Annotated in this window: 15 protein-coding genes; 12 read left to right on the top strand and 3 right to left on the bottom strand. The window is 57.9% G+C overall.

Annotation, left to right across the window (positions count from 1 at the left end):
• The first annotated feature begins 10 nt into the window (after positions 1-10).
• The 5 genes from ACR0MV_RS05910 to ACR0MV_RS05890 all read left to right on the top strand — a co-directional run bounded on the left by ACR0MV_RS05910 (position 11) and on the right by ACR0MV_RS05890 (position 4,745).
• The gene (locus tag ACR0MV_RS05910; RefSeq protein WP_480701334.1) at positions 11-1,111 is read left to right on the top strand and encodes an FAD-binding protein; all 1,101 of its coding nucleotides are present in this window, start codon (positions 11-13) and stop codon (positions 1,109-1,111) included.
• Positions 1,112-1,115: 4 nt separating this feature from the next.
• The gene (gene glcF, locus ACR0MV_RS05905) at positions 1,116-2,435 is read left to right on the top strand and encodes a glycolate oxidase subunit GlcF (RefSeq protein ID WP_480701332.1); all 1,320 of its coding nucleotides are present in this window, start codon (positions 1,116-1,118) and stop codon (positions 2,433-2,435) included.
• A gap of 113 nt (positions 2,436-2,548) precedes the next feature.
• Complete coding sequence (locus tag ACR0MV_RS05900; RefSeq protein ID WP_480701330.1) at positions 2,549-3,343, top strand: trypsin-like serine peptidase; 795 nt, start codon at positions 2,549-2,551, stop codon at positions 3,341-3,343.
• On the top strand, positions 3,340-4,155 hold the full coding sequence (locus ACR0MV_RS05895; protein WP_480701328.1) for a trypsin-like serine peptidase: 816 nt from the start codon (positions 3,340-3,342) through the stop codon (positions 4,153-4,155). Before ACR0MV_RS05900 ends, ACR0MV_RS05895 begins: the two co-directional genes overlap by 4 nt.
• A gap of 122 nt (positions 4,156-4,277) precedes the next feature.
• On the top strand, positions 4,278-4,745 hold the full coding sequence (locus ACR0MV_RS05890) for an Hsp20 family protein (protein WP_170428569.1): 468 nt from the start codon (positions 4,278-4,280) through the stop codon (positions 4,743-4,745).
• Between the two features lie 92 nt (positions 4,746-4,837).
• On the opposite strand, the gene ACR0MV_RS05885 is transcribed toward ACR0MV_RS05890, so the two are convergent.
• The 3 genes from ACR0MV_RS05885 to ACR0MV_RS05875 all read right to left on the bottom strand — a co-directional run bounded on the left by ACR0MV_RS05885 (position 4,838) and on the right by ACR0MV_RS05875 (position 9,365).
• Complete coding sequence (locus ACR0MV_RS05885; RefSeq protein ID WP_480701326.1) at positions 4,838-5,470, bottom strand: hypothetical protein; 633 nt, start codon at positions 5,468-5,470, stop codon at positions 4,838-4,840.
• A 106-nt stretch (positions 5,471-5,576) separates the two neighbouring features.
• Positions 5,577-7,760, bottom strand: a complete 2,184-nt coding sequence (locus ACR0MV_RS05880) for an esterase-like activity of phytase family protein (protein ID WP_480701325.1) — start codon at positions 7,758-7,760, stop codon at positions 5,577-5,579.
• A 129-nt stretch (positions 7,761-7,889) separates the two neighbouring features.
• The gene (locus tag ACR0MV_RS05875; RefSeq protein ID WP_480701323.1) at positions 7,890-9,365 is read right to left on the bottom strand and encodes an NAD-dependent succinate-semialdehyde dehydrogenase; all 1,476 of its coding nucleotides are present in this window, start codon (positions 9,363-9,365) and stop codon (positions 7,890-7,892) included.
• 284 nt (positions 9,366-9,649) lie between these two features.
• Here ACR0MV_RS05875 and ACR0MV_RS05870 point away from each other — a divergent pair, with 284 nt between their 5' ends.
• The 7 genes from ACR0MV_RS05870 (at position 9,650) to ACR0MV_RS05840 (ending at position 16,805) form a co-directional block, all read left to right on the top strand.
• The gene (locus tag ACR0MV_RS05870) at positions 9,650-10,732 is read left to right on the top strand and encodes a coiled-coil domain-containing protein (protein ID WP_170428556.1); all 1,083 of its coding nucleotides are present in this window, start codon (positions 9,650-9,652) and stop codon (positions 10,730-10,732) included.
• Positions 10,733-10,743: 11 nt separating this feature from the next.
• A complete protein-coding gene (locus tag ACR0MV_RS05865) occupies positions 10,744-11,049 on the top strand; it encodes a hypothetical protein (RefSeq protein WP_170428553.1) in 306 nt (101 codons plus the stop codon).
• Positions 11,049-12,170 carry a hypothetical protein gene (locus ACR0MV_RS05860; RefSeq protein ID WP_480701321.1) on the top strand — a complete coding sequence of 374 codons (1,122 nt, stop codon included), beginning with the start codon at positions 11,049-11,051 and terminating at the stop codon, positions 12,168-12,170. Before ACR0MV_RS05865 ends, ACR0MV_RS05860 begins: the two co-directional genes overlap by 1 nt.
• Before the next feature lie 22 nt (positions 12,171-12,192).
• The gene (locus tag ACR0MV_RS05855) at positions 12,193-14,124 is read left to right on the top strand and encodes an AAA family ATPase (protein ID WP_480701319.1); all 1,932 of its coding nucleotides are present in this window, start codon (positions 12,193-12,195) and stop codon (positions 14,122-14,124) included.
• Positions 14,125-14,544: 420 nt separating this feature from the next.
• A complete protein-coding gene (locus ACR0MV_RS05850) occupies positions 14,545-15,882 on the top strand; it encodes a DUF6638 family protein (RefSeq protein ID WP_480701317.1) in 1,338 nt (445 codons plus the stop codon).
• Positions 15,883-16,149, top strand: coding sequence for a hypothetical protein (locus ACR0MV_RS05845; RefSeq protein WP_170428537.1), 267 nt, complete (start codon positions 15,883-15,885; stop codon positions 16,147-16,149).
• A gap of 11 nt (positions 16,150-16,160) precedes the next feature.
• A complete protein-coding gene (locus ACR0MV_RS05840; RefSeq protein WP_170428533.1) occupies positions 16,161-16,805 on the top strand; it encodes a DUF1523 family protein in 645 nt (214 codons plus the stop codon).
• The last annotated feature ends 10 nt before the right edge of the window (positions 16,806-16,815 follow it).

Raw genomic sequence — 16,815 nt, 5'->3', positions numbered from 1 at the left:
AAGAAATGTCATGAAACCACAGACAGAAGCCGAACTGGCCCAGATGATAGCCGGGCTTAATGAACCGGTGCATATCCAAGGCGGCGATACGCGGGGCGTTGTAGGTCCGGGTCGGGCAATCGAAACAAGCGGGCTCAGCGGGATCACGCTGTACGAACCCGGCGCTCTGACACTGGTTGCGCAAGCCGGAACATCGGTCGCCGAAATTGAGGCCGCGCTGGACGCTGAAGGTCAGCAACTGGCCTTTGAGCCCATGGATCACCGGGGCCTGCTTGGAAGTAGCGGCACGCCCACCATCGGAGGCGTCGTCGCGGCCAATATCTCGGGGCCACGTCGGATACAGGCGGGGGCGTGCCGCGATTTCCTGCTGGGCGTGCGTTATGTCGACGGCATGGGGCAGATCGTCAAGAATGGCGGCCGTGTCATGAAGAACGTGACCGGTTACGATCTGGTCAAGCTGATGGCAGGATCCTGGGGGACATTGGGCGTTCTGACCGAGGTGTCTTTGAAGGTGCTTCCCAAACCTGAGTCGTCCGTGACTCTGTCCGTTCAGGTCCCAGAGGCGGGGGCGGGAATCCAGGCTTTGTCCGAAGCGCTGAAATCCCCGTTTGAAGTCAGCGGTGCGGCCTATGATTCTGACGCGGGTCAAGCCTTGTTGCGTCTCGAGGGGTTTGAGGAATCGGTCGCTTACAGGTCGGATCAACTGAAATCGGTGTTGTCGGGATACGGAGATGTCGCGGAAGTCGCGGGCTCGGCCAACCTTTGGGCCGGATTGCGCGATGTGACCGCCTTTCATAACCAGGATGGCGATGTATGGCGGATTTCGGTTAAACCGACCGACGCGCCCGACATTGCCGCGCGCGCTGGTGCCGACCGGTTGCTGTTTGATTGGGGCGGCGGGCTGATTTGGGCCCTGGTGCCCGAAGGGACCGATCTGCGCGCCCGTCTGGGGGCCTTTGAAGGTCACGCAACGCTGGTGCGCGCGCAAGCCGACACAGTGACCCGGTTGGGGCGGTTCCATCCTGAAAGCGCCGGAGTTGCGGCTCTAACAAAGGGAATACGGCAGAGATTCGACCCTCGTGGCGTCTTTAACTCGGGGCTTATGGGCTAGAGCAATGCAGACAACATTCACTGAAAAACAACTCCAAGATCCGGCGATCCAGCGCTCGAACGAGATTCTGCGCAATTGTGTCCATTGCGGGTTTTGCACAGCCACCTGCCCCACTTATCAGGTGCTGGGGGACGAATTGGACAGCCCGCGCGGCCGCATCTATCTGATCAAGGATATGCTGGAAAACGAGCGCGTGCCCGATGAGAAAACGGTCAAACACATCGACCGGTGCCTTTCCTGCCTGGCCTGTATGTCTACGTGCCCCTCGGGTGTTCATTACATGCATCTGGTCGATCACGCGCGGGAATACATTGAAGAGAATTACAAACGTCCACTCTCTGACCGTGTTCTGCGCTGGGTGTTGGCGCAGATCCTACCCTATCCCATGCGGTTCCGATGGGCGCTGATCGGAGCAAAACTGGGACGTCCATTCCGGTTCTTAATGCCGGATGCCCGGTTGCGCGCGATGCTGGACATGGCGCCGAAACATATCCCGCCGGTCAGTCGCAACGACGATCCGCAGACTTTCCCTGCCAAAGACGCGCGGCGCAAGCGCGTTGCTCTGATGACCGGCTGTGCGCAGAAAGCTTTGAATACGGACATCAATGATGCAACAATTCGCCTGTTGACCCGACTAGGATGCGAGGTCGTTGTGGCCGAAGGGGCGGGGTGTTGCGGCGCCTTGACCCATCACATGGGCAAAACCGATGACAGCCATAAGGCCGCAGAAGCCAATATTAGAGCCTGGATTGACGAAATGGCCGGGGATGGGTTGGATGCCATCGTCATAAACACCTCGGGCTGCGGCACGACGGTCAAGGATTACGGCCATATGTTCCGCAATACCCCTCTGGCAGAAGACGCCGCGAAGGTTTCTGCGATGGCCATGGATATCAGTGAGCTGCTGATGCAACTCGATTTGCCGGAAGGCGAGAGCCAGGAGATGATCGTCGCCTATCACGCAGCCTGCTCTCTGCAACACGGTCAACAGATCAAGACTCACCCTAAAACCCTGTTGAAACGGGCTGGTTTCACCGTGTTAGAGCCTGCTGACAGTCATCTGTGCTGCGGTAGTGCCGGGACATATAACCTGATGCAGCCCGAGATTTCCGGGAAGTTGAAACAGCGCAAGGTCAAAACGCTTGAGGCGAAAAACCCTGATGTGATCGCGGCGGGGAACATCGGTTGCATGGTGCAGATCGGCTCGGGCACAGAGGTGCCAGTGGTGCATACGGTGGAGCTCTTGGATTGGGCAACGGGTGGACCGAAGCCCAGAGCCTTTGATGCGCAGCCACAAACGCCTAAAGTTCCGATCCTGATATAGGCTGATGCACACGCGCATCACTTTCCCTGCGAATGCGAATGGGGCGGTCCCGCCCTATTTTTGCCCAACCGGCGGCGTAGCAAGATATGCCAACAGCAAAGCCGGAGAGCCATTTGCGAAACTGGATCACAGCATTGGCGATGGCTTTGATGCCGATGACCGCCGCAGCACAGGATACCGGACTGAAAAGTCTGGATACAACTGATGCTGGCCGCGCGTGGATGGCCGTGGGACGCCTTGATATAAAAGACGGTGCCGGGTTTTGTACCGGGACACTGATCGCGCCGACGCTGGTTCTGACGGCCGCACATTGCCTGTTTGACAAGGTGACTGGTCAGCGGATCGATCTGGCTGATGTCGAGTTTCTGGCTGCCTGGCGACTAGGGCGCGCGTCAGCTTACCGCGCGGCGCGGCGGGCGGTCATTCACCCGAATTACGAATACAGCGTCGAAGGCACCGCCGAGCGCATCTACAACGATATCGCGCTGATCGAGCTGTGGCAGCCTATCCGAAACACAACCGTCATCCCGTTTGAGACAGGAAAACGCCCCGCGCGCGGGGCAGAGGTTGGCGTCGTGTCTTATGCTCAGGACCGGTCCGAGGCCCCGTCGCTGCAAGAGGTATGCTCGGTCATGACCCGCCGTTCGAATGTTCTGATCATGTCTTGCGACGTGGAATTCGGATCGTCCGGTGCGCCGGTGTTTTCATTCGAAGGGGACCAGCCTCGCATCGTGTCTGTGGTTGCGGCCAAGGCCGAGTTCAACGGTCAGCGCGTGTCCGTCGGCACCGCGGTCGAAGACTCGCTTGAGCTGTTGCAGGCCGAACTTTCGGCGGGGCGCGGTTTCAGGGCTTCATCACCGCAAGCGGGCGCAAACCGCAATATTGGTGCAAGGTTCATCAAACCATGATTCAACGCGTTCTGATTTTTTTTCTTCTTCTGTCCATTTCTACCACCGCATCCTACGCCCAAGCCGCCAAACGCAAACTGACTGACCGTGACGACCTGTACGGCTGGGAGGCGGTCGGGCGACTGGATATCGGAACTCAGGGGTTTTGCACCGGTACCTTGATTGCGCAGGATCTGGTTCTGACCGCTGCGCATTGCGCGCTGGACAAGGCCACCGGCAAGCCATACCCGCCGGGCAAAGTCACCTTCCGCGCCGGTCTGAGCGGTAATGACGCCCTCGCCGATCGCAAGGTAGTTCAAATCGCGGCGCACCCCGATTTCAAGGCCAACGGGGCGGTGTCTGCCCCCCGCGTGCGCATGGATGTGGCTCTGATGCGGCTGGAATCGCCGATTCCCTATTCGATCGCAGACCCCTTTGCCCTGCATCAGGGGAACGTCGCTGGAAACGAGGTTAGCCTCGCGTCCTATGGGCGCGGGCGGGCCGAGGCAATTACCCGCGAAAGGTCCTGCCGCATTCTGAATCGCAGTGACGGTCTGATCACTTTCAATTGCGATATCACCTTTGGCTCGTCCGGCTCGGCCCTGCTGGCACGAAACGGGTCGCGCTGGCAGATTCTTTCGGTCGTGTCCGCGGTGGGTACGAACGGGCGCCAGAAGGTGGGGTTCGGCATGGAGCTGTCGGGAATCGTGGCGGATTTAAAGGCCGATCTGCGACGGGATGCGCCCCGCCCAAAGGCAAATATCCGCCGGCTGCAGGTCGGTTCCGGCAAGTCCAGCTCGGGCGCGAAATTCATCAGCTCTGGCGGGGGTTGAACTCAATCAAATCGCTACCCATGTGAACTGTACCGGGTCGCCAAAGACGGGGCCCGGATCAACCCGATGCCCGTCCGTACGGAGGGCAGAACACAGATCGCTCTGATATGAGGATATGACACATGCGTAGTTTTGATTTTGCACCCCTGCACCGCGCCACCGTTGGTTTCGACCAGATTGCTGACATGATGGACCGCGTGCTGACCAATGACGTGGCTCAGCCGAGCTACCCGCCCTATAACATCGAAAAAACCGATGCCGACACCTATCGCATCTCGGTTGCTGTCGCCGGTTTTTCGGAAAATGACCTGTCGGTCGAAGTGAAGGAAAACGCTCTGATCGTGGCCGGCAAGAAAGCTGCCGAAGACAAAGAGCGCAGCTATCTGCACCGTGGCATCGCCACCCGCGCGTTCGAACGCCGCTTTGCGCTGGCCGATCACGTGCGCGTCACCGGCGCCAGCCATGAGAACGGCATGCTGAACATCGACCTCAAGCGCGAGGTGCCCGAGGCCCTGAAACCGCGCCGGATCGAGATCACGTCGGCCAAGGCCATCGAAAAGGATGTGGTCGACGCCAAAGCCGTGAACTAAGGCGACCTAATACGCCGCGATAATCGTTCCTCTCTGGATTATCGCACCATACGCCCCGCGTTCCTCCAGACGCGGGGCGTTGTTTTTTCTGGTTAAGGCTGAGAGTCGTTAGAGCAGCGTTTTATCGTTTGGAGTAGTTCTTGCGCGTCTGCGATGTATTCAAACACGATTGGTATGGTGATGTCTCCCCACAGTAAGGGGTGCCCAGGGTGGGTAAGCCCCAATCCAAACGGCTGCAATTGGTTCTCGGACAGCACTGTGCCGATCAGAAGGGACGGGTAAGGGCGGCTCTGGATAACTTCGTAAGGGAAAGTGGCAGCGTGTGGGCATGAAATGACGTATATCCGACTGCTCAACCGCCAATTGCGCCCATAGCGGCAGACAATGGCGCGCTTGTCGGCGACAAAGTAAACCAGATTTTGAAGCACATACTGTCGGTGGGCAGCGACGCCAAATGAGCCGGCCAAGAACATAATGGTTATGACCGCAAACGTAATAATCGCGTCAGAGCGGCTGAATGTATCATTGGGTTCGATAATAAAAAGTGAACTCCACATAGCGATCGTGCCTAATAGTAATCCGATATGGATCACACGCTCACTGCCGACGGGTTCAAAGAAGTTCTGGCCGTATTCGGGATGCCCCGACCAGATCAAGCGCTCATCAGGAGCAACAATTGCGTTAAGGTTCGGCCGATCAAAGACTTCAATTTTTGGGTTGTACATCAATTCAATACGTTTGCTTCAACCCCCAGTATTTGTGATCGCAAACCCAATTTCAACGTCATTCGAAAGCCCCGATCGTTGTGATCGGGGCTTTCGGGTCCCTGAATTAATTCCCAGCCGAAACCGATCCAATTGACCAGAACATCGTCTCGCCCGAGGCATCGTCAACACCGTCATTATCGGTCATCACAAACGCCTCGCCCGAGGGCAGGATGGCCAGACCTTCGATCTTGTCCAGAACGTAGCCGCCGGTTGATGTCAGGTCTGGCAGAAGGTCACGAACCTCTTCTTTGCTGACGACAGGCAGGTCTCCACCCAGCGGTGCCGGGGTCATGTCGGACAGCGGGATGCGGTAGATCTTTTTGGTCACGGCGCGGTGGTCGTGCTGGTTGTCGCGTTCGATGACATACACATGGTCGCCGAAGGCCACGATTTCAGACAGCCCAACCCATCCTTTTTCCGGGTCGGCTTTGGGATAGTGCACGGCACCCCATTCCTTGGTGTCCAGATTGTAGGCGACCAGTTTCACGTGGTTCTCTGGGTCGTCTTTCCATTCGCGCTGAACGGCCATCCACAGAGTGTCACCGACCTTAGTGATGCCTTCGAAACCAAAGCGTTTCTCGACCGCCATCAATTCCGGCGGCAGGCCAATCTCGCCCTTGCGATCCTTGATCTTGCCCTCGGCAGAGACGTGGTAGATCGCGTGCGGGATGACACGATCGGTGCGGCCTTCGGACGCGACGTAGAAGCCGCCCTTGCCGTCCAGCGTAATGCCCTCAAGGTCCAGTTTCTGCGCCGGGTTGCCATCCTGACGATGGATGCGGATCACGTCCACGATGCGGGCCGGTTGCTGGCTGGGGTCGATCTTGAAGATCGAGGGCTGGAAGCCGTAGAAGCTGTCATTGACCGCATAGATCATGCCGTCCTCATCCGCGACCAGACCGGACAGGGCACCCCAGCCGATCAACTCATCCGCGCCTGCGGAGGTCAGATGCGGATAGTTGGCAGGGGCGTCCTGATATTCAAAGATCGAGACATGCGCCCGCGGGCCGCCATCTTCGATCAGGTCCTTTTCATTGGCCGAGATCAGCAGATTACGATCAGGGATCGCGACATAGCCTTCGGGTCCAACGCCGGACGGCAGCAGTTGTTTCAGCACCGGGTTGGCCGGATCGGTGGCGTCATAGACACCTACGACCGAGGCGCGCTCGGCCCCGACAAAGATCATCGGCGTGCCGCCGAAAGTGGCAGCGGTCACGCTTTCCGGCTCTACGCCTTTGGCGTCCGAGCGTTTGTCGGGGTAGTGGCCGATCTGGATGATGGCTTTCTCGAAATCGGTGCCGTTTTCGTAAACAACGGTGCCGTCCTTGTGGAAGATCGTCCAGCCGCGCGACCCGCCTTCGTAATCGCCTTCGTTGGCGGTGGCGAAGTGGTTATCGTCGATCCATTTCACCGCATCCGGCTCACGCAGGCGGCCCTTTTGGCTTTCGGTAAAGATCAAAGCGCCGCGCTCGTCGGTGGCGTCGATGCCTTCCAGATCCACGCTACCCGCTGAGAAATGGCTGACGACGTTGCCGTCCTTGTCGACCACCGCGATGTGGTTGTTCTCCTGCAGAGTGACGACGGTTTCGCCCAGTGAGTTGATATCGACAAACTCGGGCTCGGGATCGGTGGGCGCAACCTCGGCCAGACCGGTCAGCGACGCCATTTTCATGGCCGCGCAATCCGGCGCGCCATCTTTCAGCGGCACCAGAGCCAGCGACCCGGCGGGCAGCTGCGGGATAATGCCGTTATTCAGGTCTTCGTCACGCTCGTTCTCGATCGCCACGACGACAAAGCTACCATCCGGCGCAATGGCGACGCTGTCAGGCTGACCGCCCAGATCACAAGAACCGGTTTCGGCCTTGCCAGCGATATCGACCGAGATCAGCTTTCCCGAAGGGGCTGTATAACTTTCCGAGGTGTTCACGCCGACAAAGGCTGTCTTGCCCACGATTCCCACGGATGTTGGTTCGCCACCCACTTCCATTGCGCCCAGCGGGGCCGGGTTTGCGGGGTCGGTGATATCGACCATGCCGATCACGCCCAGCGGGCTGTCGGTATAGACCAGCGTCATGCCATCTGCCGTCGCCGCGATGATCTCGGGCGAGGTTTCACGGGTGGTATCCGCCCCCTCGGCCATGTTCTTGACGACGGGGAAAGACGCAATTCGGTTGAAATTCATTTCTGCCATGGCCTGACCAGCGGTCAGGGCAACGGCAGATGTCAGGCAGACAAAGCGCAATGACATCGGTTGGTATCCTCTCTTGCTTGGCTGCAAGGGGGATGGACGCGGGTCATTGCAGGGATGTGACGGTTTGTTTGCAGTTTTGTGACAAACTGGATGGCCCCGGCGCGCTTGCGCCAGGGCCTTGTTGGATCAGACCGACAGGCAGACGTATTTCATCTCAAGATAGTCTTCCATGCCGTGGTGGCTGCCTTCGCGGCCAAGACCGGACTGTTTGACGCCGCCAAACGGGCCAAGCTCGGTCGAGATGATGCCGGTGTTCACGCCGACGATACCGTATTCCAGCGCTTCGGCCACTTTGTAGACGCGGCTCAAATCCTTGGCGTAGAAATACGACGCCAGACCAAAAATCGTGTCGTTGGCCATCGCGATAACATCGTCCTCGTCTTCGAACTTGAACAGCGGGGCCAGTGGGCCAAAGGTTTCGTCCTGCGCAACCATCATGTCCTGCGTGACGCCGGTTACGATGGTCGGCTGGAAGAAGGTACCACCCAGATCATGGGGCAGACCACCAGTCAGAACCGCACCGCCCTTGTCGGTCACGTCTTTGATGTGTTCTTCAACCTTGGCGACGGCTTCTTCGTTGATCAGCGGTCCGGTCGTGACGCCCTCGGCCAGACCATCACCAACATTCAGCGCCTCAACGGCTGCCTTCAGCTTGGCGGCGAATTCGTTATACACACCGGCCTGCACATAGATGCGGTTGGCGCAGACGCAGGTCTGACCGTTGTTGCGGAACTTGCACATCATCGCGCCTTCGACGGCGGCGTCCAGATCGGCATCGTCAAACACGATGAACGGCGCATTGCCGCCCAGTTCCATCGAGCACTTCATCACCTGATCGGCGGCTTGCTTCAGAAGGATGCGGCCCACTTCGGTCGAACCGGTGAAGGTCAGCTTGCGGACGCCCGGGTTTTCGCAGAACTCCTTGCCGATTTCGCTCGCACTGGAGGATGGAAGGACGTTGAACACACCGGCCGGGATACCGGCCTGCTCCGCCAGAACACCCATAACCAGAGCCGAAAGAGGCGTTTCCTTGGCAGGGCGCGCAACAAAGGCACAGCCTGCGGCCAGCGCCGGAGCCGCCTTGCGGGTGATCATCGCGTTGGGGAAGTTCCAGGGCGTGATCGAGGCCGCAACGCCGATCGGCTGTTTCAGCACCATGATCCGCTTGTCGCGCTGGTGGCCGGGGATGGTTTCACCATAAACACGCTTGGCTTCTTCACCGAAGAATTCGATGAACGACGCGCCATAGCCGATCTCTCCGACCGCTTCGGCAAGTGGCTTGCCTTGCTCGGCCGTCAGGATTTTGCCCAGATCTTCGGCGTTTTCCATCATCAAGTCATACCAGCGGCGCAGGATTACAGCCCGCTCCTTGCCGGTCAGCTTGGCCCATTCTTTTTGCGCCGCTTCGGCCTGCGCGATTGCACCTGCCACCTGCGCGCGGCTCAGGTCCGCGACTTCAGCGACAACGTCACCGCGCGCCGGGTTGGTTACGGCAAAAGTGCCATTGTCTCCGTCAACCCACTGACCGCCGATATAGGCTTTGGTCACCAGCAGATCGGGGTTATTCAGGATTGATTTCAGGTCGGTTGTCGCGTCCAGCATGGGTCAGCCTCCGGCAGTAGTAATTTGTTAGCACTCAAACAGGTGCCCTCCGGATTGTCTATGTCCACCCGTGCGGTCAAATCAATCCAGTTTTCGTATGGTAAACGTGACGTTTTTTTGCCTACCGCGCGCATTCACGCGATCTGCCGCGTAAGTGTCAAGCCGCCTATCTTTTTTGAGCGGAGTTTGCCAAAGTCTTTCTGTATTTGATGCCCAGGGGGATGTAAATCATCGTAACATTCCCTATCTTATTGGGTGCATAAGTAAAAAAAGGGATAGGACAGATGTCGAACCAGCAGTTTGACGCGTTGATTCAGGAAACCCAAGCCAAAGTGCGCGAAAGCCAGTCGCAGATCGAAGGGCTGACATCCCGGATCGAGGCCGCGCGCGCCAAGATTGGAACCGCCGAGGCGGATATCGACATCGAAAACGCCACGCTTGAGGATGTGCACGCCCACACTGAGGTGATGAATGCCAATATCGCCGAGCTGATCATGGGTTTGGACGACGTCACCAACGCGTTTTCCAAGGATTTCGACGAGATGCGCTCGAAAACCGGGTGGGAGTCGTTTGTGGGCATCTTCGCCAAGGCCAAATCCGAGTCGATGCGGCAAGAGCGGATGCGGACCGCCAATATCGACGACAAGCTGCAGGACCTGATCGCCAAGTCGGATGTGATCGTGAAGCTGCTGGAAGGTCAGCTATCAGTGCTGGAAGAACAGCGCGTGAAGGTCGAGGACAACCTGACCGGCACGCTGGACGACCGCGAGGCGACCGTGGCTGAACTGGAAGCCTTGCGCGCTGAAATTCAGGATATGGACCCGACGATCATCACCTTGGAGAACAAGATAAGCGTCGAACAGGACGCCGCTGCGCGCACTCAGCTGGAGACTGAACTGGCCGAGCTGAACAAGCAATACAACGCCAAGGTTCAGGAGGAGCAGGTCAAGCTAGCCAAGTCACAGACGCTCGAGCGCTATATCGAAAAGGGCAAGACCTGGGTCGATTCACTACAGAACCAGGCGGCGACACAGATGGTGCTGATCAACAAGCTGCAGACAGACACCCAGCAGCGTGTGGTGCTATATGACGCCCTGACCAAATCGCTGAAAACCGCGCAGCAACAGGACGTGGCCCACCGCATCAACGAGATCGGCGTGCAGACTGACCAAGAGGCGCAAACCGCCATGGCCGCCATCGGCACCGCGACCAACCAGAAAATGGCCGACATGCTTGAGGCGCATGAGGACCACATGGTCTTTGCCCGCGACGTGCTTGAAAAAAAGGCCAAGGCAGACGAACGCTTTGCCCGCAGGTTCGCCTCGATTGTCGAGAAGCATGATAAGAATATGTACGGGGGTTCTTGAGGGTCACAATTGTGACTAAACAGACCAATAACCGTTATTCATCGGGTCTCACGCGCAGGGACATTCAGCTTCCCGCTTGGGTCGAGAATGCGATGATCCTGCGCTGGTTCGCTATTGGTCTTGGCGTAATTTTCTATTGGATCACAGAGTCCCTTTGGGCTCCGGCTATTGGGATAGCAGTGTTCGCTGGGGTCGGGCACTTGGTTTATTTTGTTTACAAAAAGGAAGACCCGGTTTCGGCCGAAATCGCGTTCCACAACGACACTGATGGGTATCACTCGGGAGACGCGGATGGGGACGGAGATGGTGGAGACTAATGGAGACTAACCCAACCCAAGACCATGTTGGCCTGACCGACACCTTCGCCTCGCGCCGCTATTTCCGCAAGTTTGAGGTGATCACTGTTCACCTCCTCCGCGTGGCTGCGACGATGGAGGCCGAGGGCGCGATCAGCAAACAAGAAGTGCGGATTGTGTCGCGTTACCTCTCGGGGCTGCTCTACACCTTCCGCGCGCTCAGCATGAAATACCTGCTAGTCGGGCGCGACACAGGGCGGTTCTTTGGCAGCCTCGCCATGGACAAACGCGACAGCGGGTTTCCGGTAGCGGCCGAGCTGCTGACCATGGCTAATGACGCGCAGCAGGCGCAGGTGCATCTGGAGAACATGCCGTCCGAGGATGACCTGAAGACCGACATGGTGCGGGCAATCATTGGCGATCAGGAAATCCCCACCAAACTGCAATTCGCACTGTCCCAAAGGCTCTATTACGAGGAATTGCTGAAAGGTCAGCTGTTCTGGGCCCGCAACGATCCCGAATGCCACTGGATCGGAAATGAGGGTGACCGGCGCAAGTTCATGATCCACTGGGCGGTTTATGACAGCCAGATCAACCTGCCGGTCATCTATCTGATGCAGCTTGAGGACAGCGGCAAGACGGCCCTGCCCAAGGACCAGCGCCGCTGGCCCGAGGTGCAGGCCCATCTGATGGCGCAGTCTTTGGGCGGGCTGAAACTGGTGACCATCGCCAAAGGCTTCGATCAGGATTTCGACGACCTGCACCCCAAACACCTGCGCCGCATTCATGTGGGGCCGATGTATTCCTCGGCTTATACCGAGCAATCTGGACCGCTGCGACAAGTGCTGGAGGACGCGCAATCTCCGCAAGGTCAGGACTGGGCTTTGGCCTGGACCACGGAAGAACTGGAAAGCGAACAGGTAATCGAAGAACGCGCAGGATGGTTTTCCACCGTCGAGCGTGAGGTATTCGCCCTCGATCCTTTCGGTGGGCAGGGGGCCGAGACCGGCGCGACACGGACGCAGCGGTCGATCATCCTGCCCCAGAGACCATTTCAGGTGCTTGCCGAACGCAACCCACCCGGTTTTGCAGACGTGCGCAAGTTCGTGGTCAGCAAGGCCGGACAGGTCTTGAGATATTGAAGACAGCAAAGGCGATTTTGAGATGAGTTTGACGTCAGATCAGATGGAATTGCGAGAAGACGATATTCGCAAGCATTATCCGGCGGCGACCGCCTTGCTGAACGGATTTGAACACGCGCCGCGGATTGCGAAAGCCGTTGAAGCCCCAGTTGAGCGGTCTCCGGGGGTATCCACAGGGCGCAGGTTTCGGTCCACGACGCCGGGGCTGGTGACACGGCGCACCGTGCGCGCGGATGGGGTGCATCTGGTTGAACGGATCGAGGCGTCGGATGATGGCGATGCGCTGGTCTCACCGCCGCAGGCCACCACACAGCAGGCCATTCGGCGGGCCATCGCAATTTCTCTGGCCGTGGCCGAAACCTATGCGGAACAAACGCCACTGGCCGATCTGAAACGAGCGAATTTGGCGGGTGACCTACCGGCTGCTCGTAAGACCGAGTTTTCGGAGCTACTGACCGCCGAAGCGCTCATCACGCTGCACACATTCGGCAATGCGCTGGCTTATCTGTTGTCTTCGCATCTGGGCGAGACCACGGTTGATCTGGGTGAAATCGAAGAGGTTCTGACCGACAATGGCCAACTCGCCCTGCATGGCGCTTTGTGGGAGCTGGACCAGACTATTGCGAAACACGCCCCCGACGATGCGCATCTGATTGCGGCCACCAGCGCCTATGCCGAGCAGTTGATGGAGAAAGCCGCCCTGCGTGCGCAGCCCGCAGGTCACCTCGCGCCATTCCAGAACGCCGCTTGGCATATCGAGGCGGATGACCTGACGATCCGGGGCTTTGAACCCGCATCAAAAGCCAAATCCACCACCCTGACCATGACGTTCAAGAAACCGAACGAGGTGGTCGGTAACCATATCGCCAAATATCAGGCGATGAAGCTGGCCAAGATGCTGATGGCCTATGATTTCGACCGCCGCCTGAACCCGTTTGCGGAGCTCGGCGGTTTCATCTTTACCTTCATGGGCGACGGCAAGCCGGGTACGGGCAAGACCACTCTGATCCAGATGATGGCCGGTCTGATCAACGACTACTGCCAGAATGCGGGCTATCCGTTCCGCTATCAGAACCTGAGCACCGACAATATCGACAGTTATCAGGGCAAATCCGGCCAGAACGCAAAGGCGTTTATCAACACGATCATTGACCCTTCGGTCATCGGGTTCGGCACCATCGACGATATCGACCAGCTGGCGGGTAAGCGCGGCGACCGGCAGTCCTCAGCCGGGCAACTGGAAATCACCGCCGTGCTGATGGAGAGCTTTGCAGGCGCCAACACCGTTGTGCGCGGCAACTGCACCTTTGGCATGTTCTCGAACTACCCCGAGAATGTGGACGACGCCCTGCGCCAGCGGGCGGGCGCGCGGTTCCTGGTGGACGGGCCGCAAACGCGCGAGGATTACATCGACATCCTGCACCTGCTGATGGGCCGCAACCACGACATCCCGCTGGGCGAGCACGAAGCCTATGCCGCGCAGGAAATCAAAAAGGCCGTCGCCGCCAGTTTCGAAAGCCATTCCCGCCCGCATGAAGACGCTCTGCTGCAGGTTTTTGACCGGGTGTCCGGCGATATCGGCCAGATGGACACGATCGCTAAGCTAGGCACCTACCTCAAGGCGATCCAAGCCGCCGATGAGCGATTAACCGGCCGCGCGATCAAGAACATCACCGACGCGGTCAAAGTCCGCGCGATGGATTTCGAACTGCCCGACGAGTGGATGGAAAACCCCGACCTGTTCCTGTTCCGCGACTACGACACCAAGAAGGCCATGATCGAAGACATGCGCCAGCCGATCACCGTTGAGATGGTGATCCAAGAGATCAACCGCTACGCCGACAGTGAATTCCGCTATGCCGACAAGAGCGATGAGGTCGCCATCGAAAACGCCGTCCGCGAGATGGCGAGGATGGAAGAGGCCAAGCGGCGGTATCTGGAGGGGAAGGGGTGAGCTTTTGGAGCTTTTTCTTACCCTACTTCGTTGCTTTATTAGTACTTTCTCTATTGAGCTATATTTGCGTGTCTCTCTTTTGGCTCAAGCCGCTCGAAAGGCTACATATTCTTTTGGCATTGGTAATCGATGCCGTGATTACGATCTCGCTAATGTCTGTATTGACGGTCATCGCTCTTCTTTATGCAACGGGTTTCGCTGTCTCGGAGACTTGTGGCGACCCCCTCACAAGCGGCTTACCTTGTCCGATTATGGAAAAATTCGGTTGGTCCGTTTGGGCGATACTTATTTGGATTCCAGTGACTTTTTATGGTTTGGTACGAAGGCGCAAAGTGGCTTTCGTCGAGAACAGAGCTGCATCATGATGGATAGGTATCTGTCATCAATCGAATGGCTGCCAACTGAATAAAGGCTCGCTTCATGATCCGCCTCATCAAAAAAGGCCTGATGTTCGGCAACCTCGTCCACATCTCCAGCCCGGCTCTGGTCGAGCGGTACAAACGCGCGTTGCAGCATCTGGCGGGCAAGAGCACGGCACTGACGGATTTCCATGTCGATATCTCGGGCTATTCGCCGGAGGTGGGGATTGAGCTGGAGGATGAGCTCTACCTTAACCCCAACGGGGTCAATCGGCAGTTCATTCTGTTAACGACCGAGCAGAAGCGCGCGCCTTTGCTGAACGTCAAATTCTCGACCTCACGCGATATCCTGCGCGAATTCATCGAGATGAACGAGGCGCAACTGTTTGCCCTGACCGCCACCGATGCGGTGGCCGGAGAGTTGGTGAATTCGGTCATCAAACTCACCACCCCGCGCGATCTGCTGAACCTGCGCAAGATTGAGATTGAGGCCGACACCGCTGGCGGCACCCTACGCAAGGCCGAGCAACTTGCGGGCATGGTAGAGCGGTTCAAAACTGAAGAAGACGCCTGGTTCGACGATGTACTGATCGCCAAGATGATCGAAACGGCTAGGGAAACCGGCGACGTCACCCGTAACCCGGTCCGCCTGCGCCACACCGCATTCGAACAGCGCAACTTCTGGACGGCACATTTTGGCGGGCTGTACCTGTTCCCGGATCTGGATCACCCGGCCGCAATTTGTATGGCAGACGTACCAGACGACCTTCCGCTGAAACACGTCTTTCAAAAGGCGCAGCGTAATCAGATCGCCAAGTTTCTTGGGCTGAACAACCTTGTCGAAACGATCATCGAAGCGCGGGGCGTGGACTCGAGCGCGATCCTGCAACAGAAGATGGATTTTCTGACGGTTTCCGCTGCTGCGGATGCGGGCGTGGATATGGCGGGGCTGGATCGCAGCGATATGCGCCGGTTGGCGCGCAACCATGCCGATCGCCTGCCCGAGGCCTATCACGGCCTCGCGCAATTGCTGCGCTGGGCAAAGGATGGCGGACCATGGCCGCGCATCACCTCGGATCATCCGGCTTACTTCTACACCTTGCGGGCGACCGATACACCGAACCGTGATCTGGTGAACATGCTGTTGGCCGAAATGGCGCCGCTGGACCCACGCCAGATGTTCATTTGCCACAAGGAACTGTTCTACCGGACTTACGCAACCTGGCCGGAAGCCAAAAAAGCTTATGTTGCCGACTTTCTTGCGCGCGAGTATCAGGTGGACAAAGCGGGTGCTCGGGCTGCGCTGTTCGGCCATGAACCGGACATGAGCGGCAGCGACCGGGTCAGCGATGAGGTCATCGCAAGGGTCGGTCCCTGGGGTGCTGTTGGGAGAAGTTGAATGTTTGTCGCGCTACGCTTTTTGATCCCTTTGCTGATTTTCCTTACGATCCTCTATGTGGGCGTGTCGATTTATTCCCGCTGGGTCAGGCGGGGTAAGCTGATCGCACATTGGGAGAAAAAGGGTTTGACTGGCGATCGGGACGCGTTTGTCCAGCGTGGTCTGCAGAAATACGATGGATCGTTTCGCCGAAAACTGATCCTTGGGATCTACGTCGTACCGCTGGGTCTGATCGCGATCCTGATTTACGTTTCGAATTTCATGTGAGGGTTTCGCAGATGCGTTACATCAAATGGGGCTTTATCATCCTGTTCTGGGGCACGATTGCGGCGGTGTTGAACTACACCTTGCCGCAGCACGATGTGGTGCGGATCTCGGATACCTATGAAAAACGGATCGACCCCGGGGAAAATAGCATCTTCTGGTCGGTTCATGATGTCGGCAGTGATGCGACAACACCAAACCGCGACGTGTTTTTTATCCAGACACGTAAAACCAATGGCAAAGTCATGGTCTATCGCAATGAAGACACCGGCTGGGGCTGGCCGCCCTATTTCAAACTGAACTCCTCGAATTTGCAGGCCGAAGCAGCGGATTTGAAATCAACGACCGAAGCACCTCGTTGGGTGGTCGTGCGCCACTATGGTTGGCGCAGTGAGTTCCTGTCGATTTTCCCGAATGCGGTGAAGATATGGGCGGTCGACAACCCGGATGTGCGGATCATCCCGTGGTTCAACATTATCTTCCTGACTGTTTTCTTCGCGATCGTTTGGGCCCTGTGGGTCCGCTGGCGTCGGTTTCGCGAAGCGCGGGTCGACCCCGTGATCGAGAACATGGAAGATGGCCTGTACGCTGCCGGGGATGCCATTGAAGAACAAGGCGGCAAGTTCAAGAGATGGCTGAACAGCTGGAAGTCAAAGTAGTCAAATCTGG

This window comes from Ruegeria sp. BC3 (assembly GCF_056539265.1).
This window is presented reverse-complemented; position numbering and strand designations above follow the sequence as displayed.

Excerpts from the sequence above, each read along its gene's own strand:
- ACR0MV_RS05910 (WP_480701334.1), top strand. The coding sequence starts at position 11 with ATGAAACCACAGACAGAAGCCGAACTGGCCCAGATGATAGCCGGGCTT.
- glcF (WP_480701332.1), top strand. The coding sequence starts at position 1,116 with ATGCAGACAACATTCACTGAAAAACAACTCCAAGATCCGGCGATCCAG.
- ACR0MV_RS05895 (WP_480701328.1), top strand. The coding sequence starts at position 3,340 with ATGATTCAACGCGTTCTGATTTTTTTTCTTCTTCTGTCCATTTCTACC.
- ACR0MV_RS05890 (WP_170428569.1), top strand. The coding sequence starts at position 4,278 with ATGCGTAGTTTTGATTTTGCACCCCTGCACCGCGCCACCGTTGGTTTC.
- ACR0MV_RS05885 (WP_480701326.1), bottom strand. The coding sequence starts at position 5,470 with ATGTACAACCCAAAAATTGAAGTCTTTGATCGGCCGAACCTTAACGCA.
- ACR0MV_RS05880 (WP_480701325.1), bottom strand. The coding sequence starts at position 7,760 with ATGTCATTGCGCTTTGTCTGCCTGACATCTGCCGTTGCCCTGACCGCT.
- ACR0MV_RS05875 (WP_480701323.1), bottom strand. The coding sequence starts at position 9,365 with ATGCTGGACGCGACAACCGACCTGAAATCAATCCTGAATAACCCCGAT.
- ACR0MV_RS05870 (WP_170428556.1), top strand. The coding sequence starts at position 9,650 with ATGTCGAACCAGCAGTTTGACGCGTTGATTCAGGAAACCCAAGCCAAA.
- ACR0MV_RS05860 (WP_480701321.1), top strand. The coding sequence starts at position 11,049 with ATGGAGACTAACCCAACCCAAGACCATGTTGGCCTGACCGACACCTTC.
- ACR0MV_RS05855 (WP_480701319.1), top strand. The coding sequence starts at position 12,193 with ATGAGTTTGACGTCAGATCAGATGGAATTGCGAGAAGACGATATTCGC.
- ACR0MV_RS05850 (WP_480701317.1), top strand. The coding sequence starts at position 14,545 with ATGATCCGCCTCATCAAAAAAGGCCTGATGTTCGGCAACCTCGTCCAC.
- ACR0MV_RS05845 (WP_170428537.1), top strand. The coding sequence starts at position 15,883 with ATGTTTGTCGCGCTACGCTTTTTGATCCCTTTGCTGATTTTCCTTACG.
- ACR0MV_RS05840 (WP_170428533.1), top strand. The coding sequence starts at position 16,161 with ATGCGTTACATCAAATGGGGCTTTATCATCCTGTTCTGGGGCACGATT.